The organism is Arthrobacter sp. R3-55 (genome assembly GCF_054161505.1).
In genome coordinates, this window is sequence record NZ_CP096423.1 from 525,635 (window position 1) to 542,023 (window position 16,389).

Annotated in this window: 14 protein-coding genes and 1 riboswitch; of the genes, 7 read left to right on the forward strand and 7 right to left on the reverse strand. The window is 63.1% G+C overall.

Features of this window, described 5'->3' with window-relative positions:
- Positions 1 to 191 precede the first annotated feature (191 nt).
- Positions 192 to 1,388, forward strand: coding sequence for a glutamate--cysteine ligase 2 (locus tag M1D51_RS02545; RefSeq protein WP_458108406.1), 1,197 nt, complete (start codon positions 192 to 194; stop codon positions 1,386 to 1,388).
- On the opposite strand, the gene M1D51_RS02550 is transcribed toward M1D51_RS02545, so the two are convergent.
- The 5 genes from M1D51_RS02550 to M1D51_RS02570 form a co-directional block, all read right to left on the reverse strand.
- Positions 1,385 to 2,032 carry a hypothetical protein gene (locus tag M1D51_RS02550; RefSeq protein WP_458108407.1) on the reverse strand — a complete coding sequence of 216 codons (648 nt, stop codon included), beginning with the start codon at positions 2,030 to 2,032 and terminating at the stop codon, positions 1,385 to 1,387. The genes M1D51_RS02545 and M1D51_RS02550 overlap by 4 nt on opposite strands.
- A gap of 10 nt (positions 2,033 to 2,042) precedes the next feature.
- Positions 2,043 to 3,251: an O-succinylhomoserine sulfhydrylase gene (locus M1D51_RS02555; protein WP_458108408.1), complete on the reverse strand. Its 1,209-nt coding sequence runs from the start codon at positions 3,249 to 3,251 to the stop codon at positions 2,043 to 2,045.
- Positions 3,252 to 3,662 (reverse strand): rhodanese-like domain-containing protein, encoded by a 411-nt coding sequence (locus M1D51_RS02560; RefSeq protein ID WP_172326388.1) that lies wholly within the window; start codon positions 3,660 to 3,662, stop codon positions 3,252 to 3,254.
- On the reverse strand, positions 3,659 to 3,925 hold the full coding sequence (locus M1D51_RS02565; protein ID WP_172326387.1) for a DUF1737 domain-containing protein: 267 nt from the start codon (positions 3,923 to 3,925) through the stop codon (positions 3,659 to 3,661). Before M1D51_RS02565 ends, M1D51_RS02560 begins: the two co-directional genes overlap by 4 nt.
- A 13-nt stretch (positions 3,926 to 3,938) precedes the next feature.
- Positions 3,939 to 4,051, reverse strand: a riboswitch (SAM riboswitch).
- A gap of 58 nt (positions 4,052 to 4,109) precedes the next feature.
- Positions 4,110 to 5,843: a SulP family inorganic anion transporter gene (locus M1D51_RS02570; protein WP_458108409.1), complete on the reverse strand. Its 1,734-nt coding sequence runs from the start codon at positions 5,841 to 5,843 to the stop codon at positions 4,110 to 4,112.
- Positions 5,844 to 5,996: 153 nt separating this feature from the next.
- Between M1D51_RS02570 and M1D51_RS02575 the strand changes: the two genes are divergently transcribed.
- The 4 genes from M1D51_RS02575 to M1D51_RS02590 all read left to right on the forward strand — a co-directional run bounded on the left by M1D51_RS02575 (position 5,997) and on the right by M1D51_RS02590 (position 10,679).
- Positions 5,997 to 7,325 (forward strand): NtaA/DmoA family FMN-dependent monooxygenase, encoded by a 1,329-nt coding sequence (locus M1D51_RS02575; RefSeq protein WP_458108410.1) that lies wholly within the window; start codon positions 5,997 to 5,999, stop codon positions 7,323 to 7,325.
- Positions 7,325 to 8,896 carry an aromatic amino acid ammonia-lyase gene (locus M1D51_RS02580; RefSeq protein ID WP_458108411.1) on the forward strand — a complete coding sequence of 524 codons (1,572 nt, stop codon included), beginning with the start codon at positions 7,325 to 7,327 and terminating at the stop codon, positions 8,894 to 8,896. Before M1D51_RS02575 ends, M1D51_RS02580 begins: the two co-directional genes overlap by 1 nt.
- A complete protein-coding gene (locus M1D51_RS02585) occupies positions 8,893 to 9,954 on the forward strand; it encodes a PLP-dependent cysteine synthase family protein (RefSeq protein WP_458108412.1) in 1,062 nt (353 codons plus the stop codon). The genes M1D51_RS02580 and M1D51_RS02585 overlap by 4 nt, the downstream gene beginning before the upstream one ends.
- Positions 9,955 to 10,196: 242 nt before the next feature.
- Positions 10,197 to 10,679 (forward strand): carboxymuconolactone decarboxylase family protein, encoded by a 483-nt coding sequence (locus M1D51_RS02590; RefSeq protein ID WP_458108413.1) that lies wholly within the window; start codon positions 10,197 to 10,199, stop codon positions 10,677 to 10,679.
- Positions 10,680 to 10,967: 288 nt separating this feature from the next.
- Here M1D51_RS02590 and M1D51_RS02595 read toward each other — a convergent pair whose 3' ends face one another.
- Positions 10,968 to 12,422, reverse strand: a complete 1,455-nt coding sequence (locus tag M1D51_RS02595; RefSeq protein ID WP_458108414.1) for an amino acid permease — start codon at positions 12,420 to 12,422, stop codon at positions 10,968 to 10,970.
- A gap of 388 nt (positions 12,423 to 12,810) precedes the next feature.
- Here M1D51_RS02595 and M1D51_RS02600 point away from each other — a divergent pair, with 388 nt between their 5' ends.
- Positions 12,811 to 13,848, forward strand: coding sequence for a hypothetical protein (locus M1D51_RS02600; protein WP_458108415.1), 1,038 nt, complete (start codon positions 12,811 to 12,813; stop codon positions 13,846 to 13,848).
- Between the two features lie 40 nt (positions 13,849 to 13,888).
- Here M1D51_RS02600 and M1D51_RS02605 read toward each other — a convergent pair whose 3' ends face one another.
- A complete protein-coding gene (locus M1D51_RS02605; protein WP_458108416.1) occupies positions 13,889 to 14,830 on the reverse strand; it encodes an aminodeoxychorismate lyase in 942 nt (313 codons plus the stop codon).
- Between the two features lie 158 nt (positions 14,831 to 14,988).
- On the opposite strand from M1D51_RS02605, the gene cls reads away from it, so the two are divergent.
- Positions 14,989 to 16,389, forward strand: coding sequence for a cardiolipin synthase (cls, locus tag M1D51_RS02610; RefSeq protein ID WP_253951318.1), 1,401 nt, complete (start codon positions 14,989 to 14,991; stop codon positions 16,387 to 16,389).

Below are 16,389 nucleotides of genomic sequence, written 5' to 3' on the forward strand. Positions count from 1 at the left end.
CGGATCGGCGGCGCGCCCGTTTCCGCCATTCGCGCCGGCAACGGATCAGTGGCGCGCCCGTTTCCGCCGTTCGCGCCAGCTCGCTCTGGTGCGAATGGCGGAAACGGGGGCGGTCCTCGCTGCGCCTTTGAGAGTGCGCGGCTGCCCCTCCAGCCACTGTCCTCTACCGGCCTCCTGACGCAGAATGGAGCATGCGGACTTTCGGGGTTGAGGAAGAGCTGCTCATCGTCCATCCTGTGACGGGAGAGCCTCTTGCCCTCGCGGATGCGCTGCTCGCGGGCCACAACCAGGCGGCGTCCGCAACGAGTCTCAGCCACGAACTCAAGCTGGAGCAGATCGAGACGCAGACCCGCCCCTGCCACAGCTACGGTGAGCTTCTGCATCAGATCCGCCGCGGCCGGGCCATGGCCAATGAAGCGGCCCGACAGCACGGTGCGCGGGTTGCCGCGATCGCCACCTCCCCGCTGGATTCGAACACCCACACCACCCCGGATCCCCGCTATGCCGCGATGCTGGACCGCTTCGGCATCATCGCCACGGAACAACTGACGTGCGGATTCCATGTGCACACCTCTGTTGAGTCCCCCGAGGAAGGTGTGGTGGTGCTGGACCACATCCGGGACAAACTCGCCGTGCTCACGGCGCTCACTGCCAACTCACCCTTCTGGCGAGGCCTTCCTACCGGTTTCGACAGCTACCGCACCCAGGCATGGAACCGCTGGCCCACCTCTGGACCGTCGGCCGTGTTCGGATCACTCACTGCCTACCGACGCATCGTGAAGCGGCTGTTGGAAACGGGCGTGATCATGGATGAGGGCATGATCTACTTCGATGCCCGCATCTCCCGGAACCACCCCACCGTGGAGGTCCGTGTGGCCGACGTCTGCCTTCGCGCCGAGGACGCCGCGTTGATTGCGGTGCTGGTGCGGGCTTTGGTTGAGACGGCTTCCTTGGAAATGCTCGACGGCGTTGAGCCAACCGCGGTGCCCACGGCACTCCTGCGGATGGCGAGTTGGCAGGCCAGCAATGCGGGGTTGCGTGGAGATCTTCTGGACTTCGGTGATTTCCGTCCCCAGCCGGCAGCGGGCGTGGTCTGGGCGTTGGTGGATTACGTGAGCCCAGTGCTGGATGACCAAGGCGAATTGGAGCTGGTCAAAGAGGGGATCTCAGATCTGCTGGAGCGGGGGAACGGCGCCCGCGAGCAACGGGAAGCGGCGGTGCGGTACAACAACAGGAAGCGAGGCAGCCAGAACCAGGCGGGCAGTCCACCCGCCAGCGCAGCCCTGGCCGCCGTCGTCGGGCATGCAGTGAAGGTGACGGTTCGCGGAACCTCTGCCGACGCGCACAAGGAGCCTGCGCCCATGTTGTCCCGGGTCAGGAGGCCTTAGGCTTTGCCGGCTTCCGGCTCTTCCCATGCCATCAAGTAGGCGCCGGTGAGGCCTTCCACCAAGTAGAAGCAGAACGGCGGGATGTCCTTTTTTGCTACCAGAATGGCGCCGTAGATTGGTGCGCTGGCCGCGGCCGTGACGCCGATCCAGCGTTTTGTGGGCAAGGAAAGAAGACTCCCGCCCAAGGCGGCCAACGCCACAACATGCAACCCGGAATAGGCCAGGAAAGGCGCGTTGGATCCATGGCGGTAGGCAAAACCCTCAATGTCAGCAGCGCGCCGGGCGAGGCTGGGGACGAAGAACGGGGCGCCGGCGAGCAATGCGGCGGCGGCAGCGAAAGCCCACCTCTTCGCATTCCCACGTGGCGCGTTGTGGCCTGGAACGGCATCCCTGTCCGGAACGGCGTTCTTGTCTGGAACGGCACGGGCAAACGCGGCGAATCCCACTGGCACGGCGACGGTTCCCACGGCGGTAAGGTGCTGGCCCACGATCCAACCGTGCCGTCCGGAGGTCAGCATGCGCAAGCGTTCGGCGTCGTCCGGTGTCATGTAGACGCGCGAGACCGGCGAGATTCCCACGAGCCACACCACCGTGCCGGCAACGATGACCGCTCCGGCACGGCGATAGGGATGGTTCCCGCTCATGGCAGCAAGGTTAGACCTGCTTGAGGGCCTTCTCCAGATCCAGGATGAGATCATCCACATCTTCCAGGCCCACAGACAAACGGACCACGCCGTCGCTGAGCCCGATCGCCGCCCGCCCCTCCGGCCCCATGGCCCGGTGGGTGGTGGTGGCCGGGTGGGTGATGAGGGACTTGGAGTCGCCCAGGTTGTTGGAGATGTCCACTACACGCAGGCCATCGAGCAGTGCGAACGCGGAATCCTTGGCCGAACGTCCCGCGGAAGGGAGCAGCTCGAAGGTCAGCACAGTGCCTCCGGCCTTCATCTGCTTCGCGGCAAGCTCGTACTGCGGGTGGGACTTCAACAACGGGTACTTGACCCAGCTGATGGCCGGCTGCTGTTCAAGCCACTCGGCAATCTTCAAAGCAGAGGCAGAACTGTGGTTCACACGGAGCCCGATGGTCTCCAGGCCCTTGGTCAGGACCCAGGCATTGAACGCGGACAACGAAGGGCCGGTGTGCCGCATAAGCTGCTTTACCGGGCCGTCAATGAATTCCTTGGTGCCCAGGATCGCACCGCCAAGGACACGTCCCTGGCCGTCAATATGCTTGGTACCGGAGTAGACGATCACGTCGGCACCCAGCTCGCCGCAGCGTTGCAACAGGGGAGTGGCAAAGACGTTGTCTACCACCACGGTCGCCCCGGCGGCATGCGCCAGTTCGCTGACGGCAGCGATGTCTACGATCTCTTGCATGGGGTTGGACGGAGATTCGAAGAACACAGCAGTGGTTGGTTCCGAGAGGGCTTCACGCCACTGCTCCAGGTCCGGGCCATCAACGAACACGGTTTCCACACCCCAACGGGGCAGGATCTCGTTGAGGATGACGAAGCATGAGCCGAACAGGGAGCGGGCAGCCACCACGCGGTCGCCCGCAGCCAGCAGGGCACCCAGGGCAGTGAAGACCGCAGACATGCCGGACGCGGTGGCAAAGCACGCCTCGGTTCCTTCAAGCAGCCGCAGCCGTTCCTGGAACGTGGCCACGGAGGGGTTGCCGTAGCGGGAGTACACGAAGCGCTCGTCTTCTCCGGTGAAAGCACGCTCGGCAGCTGCGGCCGATTCGTAGACAAAGCCGGAGTTCAGGAAAACCGGCTCGGATGTTTCCTGGAAATTGGTACGGTCAAGGCCACCGCGGACGGCCTGGGTGTCAGGGCTCCAGCCGGCGGCGTCGGGATTGAAAGTCACTTACTCGGTCCCCAGATTCGTCGGCAGGCCACGATTTTTCCAGCCATTGACGGTGCGTTCACCGTAGCGGTCAGGTTCACCCTCGAAACCCTCAAGGACGTTGTACGCCGTGAATCCGGCCTGCGTTGCGGCAATGGCGGCGGAGATGGAGCGCTGGCCGGAGCGACAGATGAAAACGAGTTCCACGGCCTCGTCCTCGGGGGCCTGCTGCTGCAGGTCCTCGATGAAACGGGAGTTGGGGATGCCGCCTGCGAGGCTCCATTGGATGAACAGGGGATCGTTCTCCGTGGCTTTGGTGTCAGGGATGCCGATGTGGGCCCACTCGCCCTCGGTGCGGACATCGACCAGGATGGCGCCTTGCTCGAGCTTGGCCCATGCATCCTGCGGGGTCAGGTCACCTGCGTAGCTCATGCGTGGCCCTCGAATGCTTCTTCGTCGTCATAGTTCTCCAGCTGGTCAACGGCGTCGGCGACGGCGGCATCAGCATTGGCGATCGCGGCGGGGAGCACAATTGCCTGGGCAACAATGACGGTGGTGCCGTTGAAGGTAGCTGCCGGGCTGCCATGGAGCACGTAGCCCTCAGCGAGCGCGCTGTGGATGCGCTCGCAGAATTCACGGTTGTCCGGGCCTGTAATCAGGCGGTAGGAGAGTTTTTCTTCAGTGGGTTCAGGCATTGCTGGTGCTCCTCAGTCACGCTTGCAGTTCGAATTTGTCGATACGCCGAGTAGTCACCTGAGGCACCCCGCCGGAGAGAGGGTTGCCGACCAGCAAGTCAGGGCTTTGCGCTGGTACTCATTACTCAAGAAAAACGTAGCATCCGCGGGCGTCGGGCTGCACTTGCGGGCGCCGATCCGGCCGTCATGTTGCGTAATCGGCGGACGCTTCAGTGCCCCCTTCCTTGAGCGCACGTACTGCCGCGCCGACAGTGGGGTAGAAGTGTTCAGGCGTGAAACTCGCTGCAGTGCCAAGACGGACCAACTTGTCCTTCACCGGGCCCTTGAGTTCGGCGAACACCAGATCTACTCCCTTGCTGGCCAGCCATTCGTCCAGGGTGACCAGATCGTCCAAGGCCGTGGTGTCAATCCCGGTGATGGGTTCGGCGGCAAGGATGACGTGGGTGACGGGGACCGCGGACTCGTCCGGGGCCTCATGCAGTTGTTCGCGGACAAATGCGGCCAGGACCTGGCCGTTTCCGAAGAACAGGGGAGCATCAAAGCGGAGAATCAAGAGTCCCGGGATGCGCTCGGCTTCGGGATGCCGCTCAACGTCGTGGTACCCCGGCAGGCCATCCTCTGCGCCAAGTTCGGTTCGGTACGGATCCCAGGCCCTGCGGACAAAATCCAGGAGCGCCAGGGCAATCGCCACAACGATTCCCTGCAGGACGCCCACGGTCAGGACTCCGAGGAACGCGGCCAGCATCACCACGGACTCGCTGCGGCTAAGGCTGAAGAGCCGCCGGACACCAGCCGGATCTGCGAGGGCAATCGCTGCGGCAATGACGACCGCGGCAAGGGTTGCCGATGGCAGGTACTCCGTCACCCCCGGTGCCAGCAGCATGAATGCCAGCACCAGCAAGGACCCCACCACCCCGGTCAGCTGGGATTTGGCACCTGCATCCACGGCCACGGGCGTCCGCGAGGTGCTGCCGGAAATCGGGAATCCTCCCAGCAGTCCGGTAGCGGCATTGGCCGCCCCGAGCGCAGCCATCTCCCGGTTGCCGGACACCCGTTTGCCGTCCTTGGCTGCCAGGGTCTGGGACAGGACGCCCGTATCGGCAAAGGCCATGAGGGCAATGCCGGCCGCGGCGGGCAGCAATGTCAACGCATCGGCCCATCCAATGCCGCCCAGTGCGGGCAACGGCAGGCCCTGCGGCAAGACTCCGGTGACCTTCACGTCGTCGTTAAGGCCCAAGACCGCCGTCGCTACGCATGAACCAACCACTGCGAACAGGACGCCGGGTACTTTCCACCGCAGGAGCCGCGGGATCCAGATGAGCGCCAGTGAACCTGCACCGAGCAGCAGCGCGGTGATGTTGATGTCACCGCCGAATACCCCGGTGGTGACCTGTCCGAGCTTTTGCCAGACGTCGCCGTCGGCCTCTATGCCCAGGAAAGCCGGCAGTTGCGAGAGCGCCACCAGCAGTGCGATTCCATTGAGGTATCCGAGCCGAATGGGTTTGGACAGCAAACCCGTGATGGTCCCCAGTTTCAGGGCGGAGCCCGCCAGCATGAACGCACCCACCAGCAGGGCCAGGAGCCCTGCCAACGCCACGGACTTACCGCTGTTGCCCGCTGCGAGGGGCACAATCGCCGCAGCGATCAACGGGGCCAATGCTGAGTCGGGTCCGAGGACCATGATGCGGGAAGGGCCCACCGCCGCGTAAACCAGCAGCGGTACGACAGTTGCGTAGAGGCCGGTGACAGGAGGCAAGCCGGCTGCCTGCGCATATGCCATGCCAGCGGGCACCAACAGGGAGAACAGTGCCGCACCCGCAATGAGATCGTGCCGCAGCCATTCACGCTTGTATCCCTTAAGGACCCAGAGGCTGGACAGCCGGTCCTTTGCGGAAGGGCGGGTGGTTGCTGCATTCATACAGCGATCATTCCCGACCCCCGCTGTTTGCGGAACAGGATTCAAGGCCTATGTGGAAATCCGTGCCGTCTCAATCCACGTTCAATTGTGACGTCCCGGGAGCATAATTGACCCAGTACGTCCCCCTGTAACTTCGCATGAAATCAGGTCGCGGTGAACGGACAGAGCAGTTCTACACTCAAGCCCATGCTGCACTTTGGATGGTTTGTGGGCCACGGATTCGGTGTCCAGGGGTGGGGGACGCCCGGTTACGGCCTGGGTTACGACTGGAAGAAACCCGCCCTCTACCAGGAGGCTGTCCGGGCGTTCGAACGATCCGGGTTGGACCTCTTCATCATTGAGGATTCCCTCACGGTGCCGGACACTTATGGCGGTTCGGCCGAGGTTTCCCTGGCCCACGCATCCTTCGCGCCCAAGCATGATCCCTTGGCATTGGTCCCGTATCTTCTGTCCGCCACCGAGCATCTGGGGATCGTCCCGACGGTCAGTGCGTCCTTCTATCCGCCCTTCACTGCAGCCCGTCTCCTAGCCACTTTGCAGCACTTTTCCGAGGGGCAGTTGGGCTGGAACGTGGTGACTTCCGGCAGCGACCTCGCGGCGCAAAATTACGGGCTGGACCAGCAGATCGAACACGACCTCCGGTACGAGAAGGCGGAGGAATTCGTCGACGTCGTTAGGCGGCTGTGGCGCAGTTGGGAACCTGACGCCTTGGTTGAGGACGTTGAGGCAGGTGTGTTCGCGGACCACACCAAGGTGCACCCGATCAATCACGACGGCGACTTCTTCAAGGTCCGTGGCCCCCTGAACACGGCGCCGCTGCCGGAGGAACCCGTGTTGGTGCAGGCCGGTGCGTCGCCCCGGGGCAAAGCGTTCGCGGGCGGGCATGCTGATGTGGCCATTGCCTTGGCGCGTGGTGTTGAGGGCATGAAGTCCTACCGGGATTCCATCAGGGCGGAAGCTGCCCGGGCCGGCAGGAACCCCGACGACGTCAAGGTACTTTTTGTCCTGAAGCCCACCGTTGTGGGTTCTCCTGCCGAGGCCGAGGAATTGCGGGCCCGGCGCCGGGAGCTCAGCCAGCGCGATATCGACAGCCAGCTGAACTCCATTTCCTATCTCTCGGTGATCGACTTCAAGAAGTTCGACCTCGACGCACCCCTTCCTGAGCTGAGCACCAACAGCAACCAGGGCACGTTGGAACACTTCGCCAAGGCGGCACCTCCCGGTTCCACGCTACGGGAGATCCTGCAGGCCAGGAGCGGCGGAGCAGGGGATTCGATCATCGGCACCGTGGATGAAATTGCTGACTATCTGGAGTCCACCGGGGCCGAGGTCGGCGGCGACGGTTTCCTTTTCTCCGGCTTTGTGGACCCTGTGACGGTGCACGGGGTGTTGGACAAGCTCACTCCGGAACTGCGGCGTCGTGGCCTGTTGAGGAAGAGTTACGGCAACGGTGGGTTCCGGCAGAATCTCCTGGACTTTTGATGGCGGCCGACGAGCCCCGGGCGCTTGTTCTGGGCACAGCGCCGGTTTCCGCGCGGAGTGTGGCCCTGGCAGCTGCCGACCCGTCGTTTCATGTGAAACTCAACCCAGATGTGTTGTCTTTGCTGGGACGTTCCCGTGATGTGCTGGAGCGCGCTGCTTCCTCCGGGCAGCGCGTCTACGGGTTGAACACCTTGCTCGGATCCGGCCGTGACACCGCTGTGGAGGAGAAGTCACTGCTGGCATATCAAATCCAGGTGGTCAGGTATCACAACAGTGGCGTGGGCTCCTACCTGGACCGCCCCACGGCCCGCGCCGTGATCCTGGCCCGGCTCATCGGCTTCAGCCGCGGAGGCTCCGGCGTGCGCCCGGAAACAGCCGGTTTCTACGCCGAACTCCTCAACCGCGGCGTCCTTCCCGCCATCCCGCGCGAAGGTTCGGTAGGCTCATCGGACCTCACCCAACTGGCCGCCGTCGCAGCCGTTGCCATCGGTGAGGGCCATGCCTTCGATGCCGATGGCGCGTTGATCTCCGGTGCCAAAGCGCTCGCCGACGCCGGCCTGCAACCTTTGGTCCTCGCGCCCGGCGAGGCACTCGCCCTGGTCAGTGCCAACGCTTATTCCGTCGGCGCCGGGACACTCGCCTTGGTGCGGCTGCAGCACCTGGCCCGCCTGGCCGACGTCGCGCTTTCCCTCTCGCTGGAGACCATCGCAAGGTACGACGACGGCGGGAACCTCAGTCCGTTTTCGCCGGCCATTCAAGCGGCAAAGGCGGTGGACGGTCAGGGTGACTCGGCTGCTGCTGTGCTTCACCTGCTCCGTGGCGGGTGGTTGGAGGATGTTCGTCCTGAAGCCTCGGTACAGGATCCGTTGTCCTTCCGGGCAGCGCCGCAAACTCACGGGGCGTTTCGATCCCTCGTGACGCAGTTGGGTACTGCCTTGGAGGTGGAACTCAATGGCCGAGGCGATAATCCGTTGGTGGACGTCGAATCCGGCCTCATGGTGTCCGGCGGGAACTTCCAACCGATGCAACTGGCCCTGACGTTTGAAAGCCTGAGGTTGGCGCTGGCACACATGGGTATTTCCAGTGAGCGGCGCATCGCCAAGCTGTATCCGCCGCAACGTGCCATCCGGGCCCGGCACCTACAAGCGGCATCGTCCGGAGAAGGCCTGGCGGGTGAGGAACTTCCGGGGCTGCTCTGGTACTCGGCCGCCGGTCTGCTGGCCGAGCTCAAGTTCCTGGCCGCTCCGGCCACCCTGGGTGCGCCAACCCTGTCCGCCGACGTCGAGGACCACTCCACACTCGCCCCGCTGGCCTTGCAGCAACTCGAGAAGTCGCTGGAGGCTGCGGAAAAACTCCTGGTGATCGAGGCTTTGACAGCCTCGTATCTGCTGCTCGAAGCGGCGGCCGGGCAGCCGCTCGGGAAGGGGACAGGCGTCGTCGTGGGTCGACTCGCTGATGTGCTGGGCGACAGCTCGGCCGCGCCCGACCTTGTGGAACGGGCGCGGACTGCGTTGCGCGACGTCCTGGACCAGGTATTACCGGAAACAGAGGAAGGGGCGGGATCGCGGTGAGCACAACAGTTCGCAAACACGGAGTGCACGCGGCAACCTCCACGCCGGACGTGCTGGACGCCTCGGTCCTGGACAAGGTGGGCAACACGCCTCTGGTGAAGTTGGAGTCGCTGAGCCGGGGCCTGGGGAGCACCATCCACATCAAGCTTGAGTCCGAGAACCCCGGCGGCTCCATCAAAGACCGTACCGCCCTCAGCATGGTCCGGGCGGCTGAGAGGTCCGGGGAACTGAAGCCGGGAGCCACGATCGTGGAGAGCACCTCGGGCAACACGGGGATCGGCCTGGCCTTGATCGGGCACCTGACAGGGCACCCGGTGGTGGTGGTGACCGGCGATACGATCTCCGAGGAGAAGCTCGCCGCGCTCCACAATTATGGTGCCCGCGTGATCCTGACCGACTGGAACGCACCCTCCGAATCGCCGGAGAACGCTCGCGCCGTGGCTGCCAGGATCACCGCAGAGACACCCGGTGCTTGGCGTCCCATGCAGTTCGACAACCCAGCCAACCCCCTGGCGCACTACCAAACCACCGGACCCGAAATCTGGGAGCAGACAGGTGGGCTGATTACGCATTTCGTCGCGGGCATCGGAACAGGAGGGACCATCAGCGGGAACGGGCGTTTCCTGAAGGAACGTGTGGCCGATACCAGGCCTGGCGGACACCTGGAAGTAGTTGGCGCCGATCCTTACGGGTCCGCCTACAGCGGCGGGCATCCCGGCGAGATCCTGGTGGACGGCGTGGGCAACTCCTGGCCTGAAGCGGAGTGGCCCAAGGCTTTCGACCGCACAATCGTGGACCGCTTCCTTCGCATCCCCAATGACGAGGTCTACACCACCGTTCACCGGCTCCTTGAGGAAGAAGGGCTTGCGCTTGGCCCGTCTTCCGGGCTGGCCGTGGCAGCGGCTGTCCGGGTGGCCCGGGCCGCACCTCTCGGTTCCGTGGTGGTGGCCATAGCGCCCGACGCCGGTACCAACTACCTGAGCAAGGCCTTCAACCCGGTGTGGCTGGCGGAGCACGGCATCCGGCTCGCCGCCGACGCCCCCGCCGCGCGCGAATAGAACCCTCTTTCACGTCCCGCGGGTTTGGGGCGGTCCCTCTTTCAGGTCCCGCGGGTTTGGGGCGGTTCCTCTTTCAGGTCCCGCGGGTTTGGGGCGGTTCCTCTTTCAGGTCCCGCGGGTTTGGGGCGGTCCCTCTTTCAGGTCCCGCGGGTTTGGGGCGGTCCCTCTTTCACGTCCCGCGGGTTTGGGGTGGTCCCTCTTTCACGGGAGGCTGCATGGGCCCTTTGCGCTAGGCTCCAACCATGCCTGAACAGGAAACAAAAACACGTCTGGCCGGCTATCTGGACAAGCAGCAGCCGGAACTTTACGCCACTCTGAGCCACTATTCCCAGCAGCTTGTAGACGAAGCTGACCGGCTGGGGATCTCGCGCCGCACCCTCGAACTCATCAACTACTTGTGCTCGCAGATCAATGGCTGTGCCTTCTGCCTGGACCTCCACCATCGTCGGGCCCTGAAGTATGGCGAAACGGAACAGCGGTTGTCCTTGGTAGCCGTTTACAAGGAAGTGCAGCTCTTTGATCCCGCTGAAGTGGTAGCCATGGAAATTGCGGAGCAAATAACCCGCATGAGCTCTTCGCGGCCCAGCCCTGAGCTCTTTGAGAAGGCACGGCAGCACTACAGCGACGAGCAAATCAGTGTGCTCTGCATGGCTGCGATCGGCATCAACGCTTTCAACCGGCTGTCCATATTGAGCGAGCACCCGGTCCGCGCGGTCAAAAAGTAGGCTCCGGGTCCAGACCCAAGCCCGGGCACGCGCGGTGAGTGCCGTCGTCGTGTGTTCCACGGAACCACCGCCAGCTGTACGGCCACCACCTACTTTGGCCTCCGAAAGGCCCCAGACATACCCTCTGGTAGGCGTGTTGGGGAGGTATGGCCGTCAAAGTGGGTGATTCGGCCAGCGCAGGTTCCTGACCCTCTTTGAGACGAGATCAGCCCCTGGTCAACCGGGAAAGGCTGCCCAAGGGCTGATCTGTGCCGAAAAGAGGTCAGGAGGCCGCGGCCGGAATGGGACCTAAGCGTCCACTGCCTTCTTCAACGAACGGCGTCGGCCGTATTTGAAGTAGAAGACGGCGTAGCAGGCACCCACGAACGGAATACCGAAGAGGAGTGCCGCTACCTGGTTGGGATCGAACGCGATACCGATCAGTGACACCAGGCAAAGCGCGAAGGCCAGGATCGGGACCAGCGGGAACAAAGGAGCCTTGTAGGGAAGCGTGCTGAGGTCCCCACCGTTTTTGATGAAGGTCCGCCGGTAGATGAAATGCGAAGCCACAATGGACATCCAGACACCAACGGTGGCGAAGCCGGCTACCGAGACGAGCACGAGGTAGACGGTGGCCGGTGCCACAACGCTGCTGATCAATGAGGCCAGACCACCAAGCATGCTCACGCAGAGGGCCACCATGGGGATGCCACGCTTGGTGAGCTTCTTGAAGACCTGCGGTGCGTGGCCTTCATCGGCGAGCGAGAAGAGCATGCGGGCACAGGAAAAGAGGCCGCAGTTGCCTGCCGAGAGCAGCGCCGTGATGATCACGAAGTTCATGATGTCCGCGGCGTAGGGGATACCGAGCATCGAGAAAACGGTGACGAACGGGCTCTCGTCCACGCTGACTTTTTCGTAGGGGATGGTGGCCGCGATGACCAGGATCGCCCCGACGAAGAAGATCATGAGCCGGATGACCGTGGTCCTCATGGCCTTGGGGATGTTGGCTCCGGGGTTGGCGGTTTCGCCCGCGGCAACGCCGATCAGTTCCGAGCCGGAGAAGGCGTAGAAGACCGCCAGGCAGGTGACGAACACTCCTGTGAAACCGTTGGGGAACAAGCCCTCCGGGGTGCTGAAGTTCTCGCCAAAGGAGGGGAAATCTCCCGCGGCAAGGGGGTGGAAGCCCGCCAGCGCGGCGCCGCCGAGGATGATCAAGCCGACGACGGCGGCGACCTTGATCAGCGCGAACCAGAACTCTGATTCGCCGAAGACACGCGATGAAATGGCATTCAGGGTGAACAGGACGCTGGCGAAGATCAAGCACCAGATCCAGACGTCAACGCCAGGGAACCAGCGCTGCATGAGGAGACCGGCCGCAGTAAATTCCGAGCCCAGCGCCACGGCCCAACAGAGCCAGTACAGCCAAGCGGTGGCAAAGCCGGTAGCAGGGCCGATGGTGCGGGCGGCATAAATGTGGAACGCGCCTGAGACGGGGAACGCGACAGCGAGCTCCCCGAGGCAGGCCATCACCAGGTAGACCACCACGGCGCCGATGAGGAATGCCAGCACGGCACCCAAGGGGCCGGCTGTGGCAATGGTGTATCCGGAACTAACGAACAGGCCTGATCCGATAACGCCGCCCATGGCGATCATGACCAGGTGCCGGGCCTCCATGGACCGGCGAAGACCTGTTTGTGAGGCACCAGTCCGGGACTGTGCCTCTGTTGCCGATGCTTCGGCTTCTGTGGGGGAGCTGAGTCCCATATTCCCTCCGGGAAGTTAGCCAGCAAAGTCTGAAGTAGTACCAGCCGGACGTGATCCAACTAACACGAGAACAAGATTCATCACATGACGAATGACCATTTCAAGGAGGATAAGGAATGCGATTGAACGCGCAAAAACCTCAGGGTCGAGGCTAAGATTCCCTAATCAATGAGCCACGCGAGCGATTACTCTACTTGTTATCTGTTAGGTTCCAAGCGGAGCTCCTTAGCCGGAGGCCCGCTGATGCGAGTGGGTTTGCAACCGTTCTGCACAGACTGAGTCGCGGCGAAAAGCTGCCTGCCGTGTCTAAGTCGCTGACAGGGTGCTCTCCCTCTTTTCTTGGTTTCGTTACATTATCGGGACCGTCCGACATTAACCGGGTATGAGAGTGAAGACAAAAACAGGGGACCGTGGGGAGTTGCCCTGGCAACGGCGACTCCAGCCCAAAGCCCCGGCGATTCCGCAGTACATTCGCGCCACCGGCTTTTGGCCCAAAGTTCGGTTGGGACTGGCTGCTCTGACCGTCGTTGCTGCGGGGGCCGTTGCTGTGGCTCCTGCCGTGTCAGCGCAGTTTCAGCCGGAAGGGCCTCCGGCTTTGTCGGTCGGTGATACCCAGAGTGAGGGGAGCGCCGCTGGCGAAGGACCCGGGGAGAACGACCCCGGTGACCTCGTGTGCCAAGGGAACAAAGTGCCGGTTCAGGCGCTGGTTAATCCCAAGCCCGCAAGCGAGCTGTCTTCCGGCGCTGCACCGGCACTCGAGGGGCGTGACGTCTCTGACTTTAACCCTCACACGTGGCTGATTGCGCAGGAGAGCAGTGATCGGGTGATGCTGATGACGAAGCTCCAAACTCCCCAGGATGACGGCAGCGGAGATATTCGCGATTACCAATACATCATCATTTCCACCAAGTCCATGGAATCGGAACCAGGCAAAGCTGTGTGGGCAGTGGTCGAGTCGTCTACATGCACCCTCGAGTGGGACCTCGGCGGGTTGGATACCGCGGCGGTAACCCTTGATCCGGCACAGCCCAGAAGCCTTGCCTCCAACCACCTCGCCTTGCTTGTCACGGAGATTTCCTGCAACTCGGGGCAGGACGCCGAGGGGCGCCTTGAAGTAGCCCAACTTGTCGAAACGGCCTCAACCGTGGAGGTCGTCGTGGGAGTGCGGCCGTCCGGGGCCGGGATGAAGACCTGCCAGGGAAACCCGCCTACACCGTTGACAATTTTGCTGAAGCAACCCTTGGGAGACCGCAAAGTCTTGAACACGGCGCCCTTCCAGCCCCGGGAGATTGCGGTACCTGCCGCACGCGAATTGCCGGACGGTGCCGCTGCAGCCGGTGCCCCTGCTGCGCAGGGTGGCTCCGCTGGTCGGGTGGCCGGTGTTCCGGGGCCACCCGCCCCAGTGGTTCAGCATTCCGGCTGGTGAGAGCCATCCGCGCTCTGCCGGAAGCCCGAAGGGGTGATGTTTACTCGATTCCCGCGAACAGTTGATTCAGTTCAGCAGTGAGCTGCTTACGCACCTCGGGCGTGCCGATTTCCTTGCCGTTGATGTGGTTCACGGGGGCGATCAAACGGATGCTGGAAATCAGCCACACAGCGTCGGCGTCGAAGAGGTCCTGCGGCTCCAGGGGCCCATAGCCAAGTTCCCAACCAGCGGCCTTGGCTGCGGCGAACAATGCACCCTGCGAGGTGCCCGGAAGGATGCCGCTGTCCAGCTGGGGAGTGATGAGGCGCCGAACAGTCCTGACCGAACCATCGCTGTCGTCGACTGTTTCAAGGTGCGCCAGCAACACAGTGGACGTGGGCCCCTCCAGGACCCGGCCGTCAGTGGAGGTGAAGATCGCATCATCGGCACCCTGCTTGTGCGCGTAGCGCAGGGCCGCCATGTTCACGGCGTATGAGAGCGTCTTTGCGCCCAGCAGCAGCCACGGCGCGCGCTCGCCGGCTTCGGTATCGAAGCCGCGGTCCAAAAGTACGACGTCGATGCCCGTCTCGCGCTGCCGGCGACTGCCCGCCGGTGAGGGCGACGCTTGTACCCAGCAGGTGGGGCTGGCTGCACCTTCAACTCCGCGGGTCACGATCAGCTTGACCACAACCTCATCCTCCTCCGGGGTGGGAGCAGGGTGGACGTCGCGGAATTCGGTGATGGCGGTCTCGATGGCGCGGCGCCAGGCGTCCTGCCCGGGAAGCACCAGGTCCAGGGCTTCTGCTGAACTGCTCAGCCGGTTCAGGTGGGCCTGTACCTTCCGGGGACGTCCTTGAACGGCGAGCAGGGACTCGAAGACGCCGTCGCCGCGGGTGGCGCCAAGGTCCGTTGCCATGAGCTGCGGCTGGCTTGAGTCGGCAACTCGTCCGTTTTCGAAGGCGGGGTCCAGGAAAACCAGGACCGTGGGAGCAGGTGAAGTCATGGTCCCAGCTTAGTGCGGGGCGATGTCGCATGACTTTGCCGGATAGGCTGTGGTCACTGCTATTCATGGACCGTGGGGGTTTGTAGGTGCTGTTTCCTTTTCCGTTTGGCCAGGAGTGGACCTGGTTATTAGGCGCGTGGGCCATTGCGGAAGTGATCATGCGCATTGTGCTGCTGGGGATCATTCCCGGCAACCGACGTCCCACCACCGCCATGGCCTGGCTCTTGGCTGTGTTCCTCATCCCATCCGTGGGGTTCGTCCTCTTCCTCCTTTTCGGCAACTTCAAACTGTCCAAACGCAGGCGTGAGCAGCAGGAAGAAGTGAATCGACGCGTTCGCGCGGTGACCTCCGATCTCGCTGATCCGGTCAGCGTGTACTCCGGCCCGGAATGGGTGAAGTCCGCAGGGGAGCTGAACCACCGGCTCGGATCGCTGCCCATGGTGGACGGCAACAAAGTTGAGCTGATTCCCGGTTACGAGGAATCGATCAAGGCCATGGCCGAGGCTGTCCGGGGAGCCAAGGACTACGTCAACGCCGAGTTCTACATCATGAGCAGCGACTCGGTCACGGACGAGCTTCTGACCGAGCTGGAGAATGCGACCGAGCGCGGTGTCACTGTCAGGCTCCTCTTCGACCACATCGGAACACTTCGGGTTAAGGGATACCGCCGCCTGATCCGCCGGCTCAAAGCAAGCAAGATCCAGTGGAAGCGGATGCTTCCGCTCCTGCCGATCCATGGCCAATGGCGGCGTCCGGACCTGAGGAACCACCGCAAGATCATGGTGATCGATGGACTGGTTGCGTTCACCGGTTCGCAGAACTTGATTGAGCCTTCCTATAACAACCCAAAGCACCACAAAGTGGGGCGCAAATGGGTGGAGCTCATGTCCCGGCTTGAGGGACCGATAGTAGCCACGCTCAATGTGGTGTTTGCGACGGACTGGCTCAGCGAAACCGACGAGTCCTTGGAAGACCAGTTGCGCCTGCCGAGCCAGCCGCCTCCGGGGCGCGTCACAGCCCAGGTAGTGCCGAGTGGTCCGGGGTTCGCCACCGAAAACAATCTCCGCCTGTTCAACACCCTGATCTATTCGGCACAGCACACCATCTCTATCTGCAGCCCCTACTTTGTCCCGGACGACTCCCTGCTCTACGCCATCACCACCGCAGCGCAGCGAGGAGTCTCCGTGGAGCTCTTCGTCTCCGAAAAGGGGGATCAGTTCCTGGTCCACCACGCCCAGCGCTCCTACTACGAAGCCCTGCTGGACGCCGGGGTCCGCATCTATCTGTACCGGGCGCCATACGTCCTCCACGCCAAGCACTTCACCATTGATGATGAGGTGGCCGTGCTCGGTTCCAGCAACATGGACATGCGCTCCTTCTCCCTGAACATGGAGGTCTCGGTGATGCTGCTGGGTTCCGAAACCGTGAACCTCATGCGGGCCGTGGAATCCACGTACCGCGAGGTGTCCCGTGAGCTTATGTTGGAAGACTGGATGGATAGACCCCCGCTGGCCAAGTATGTGGATAACGTGGCCAGATTGACCGCGACGCTCCAGTAG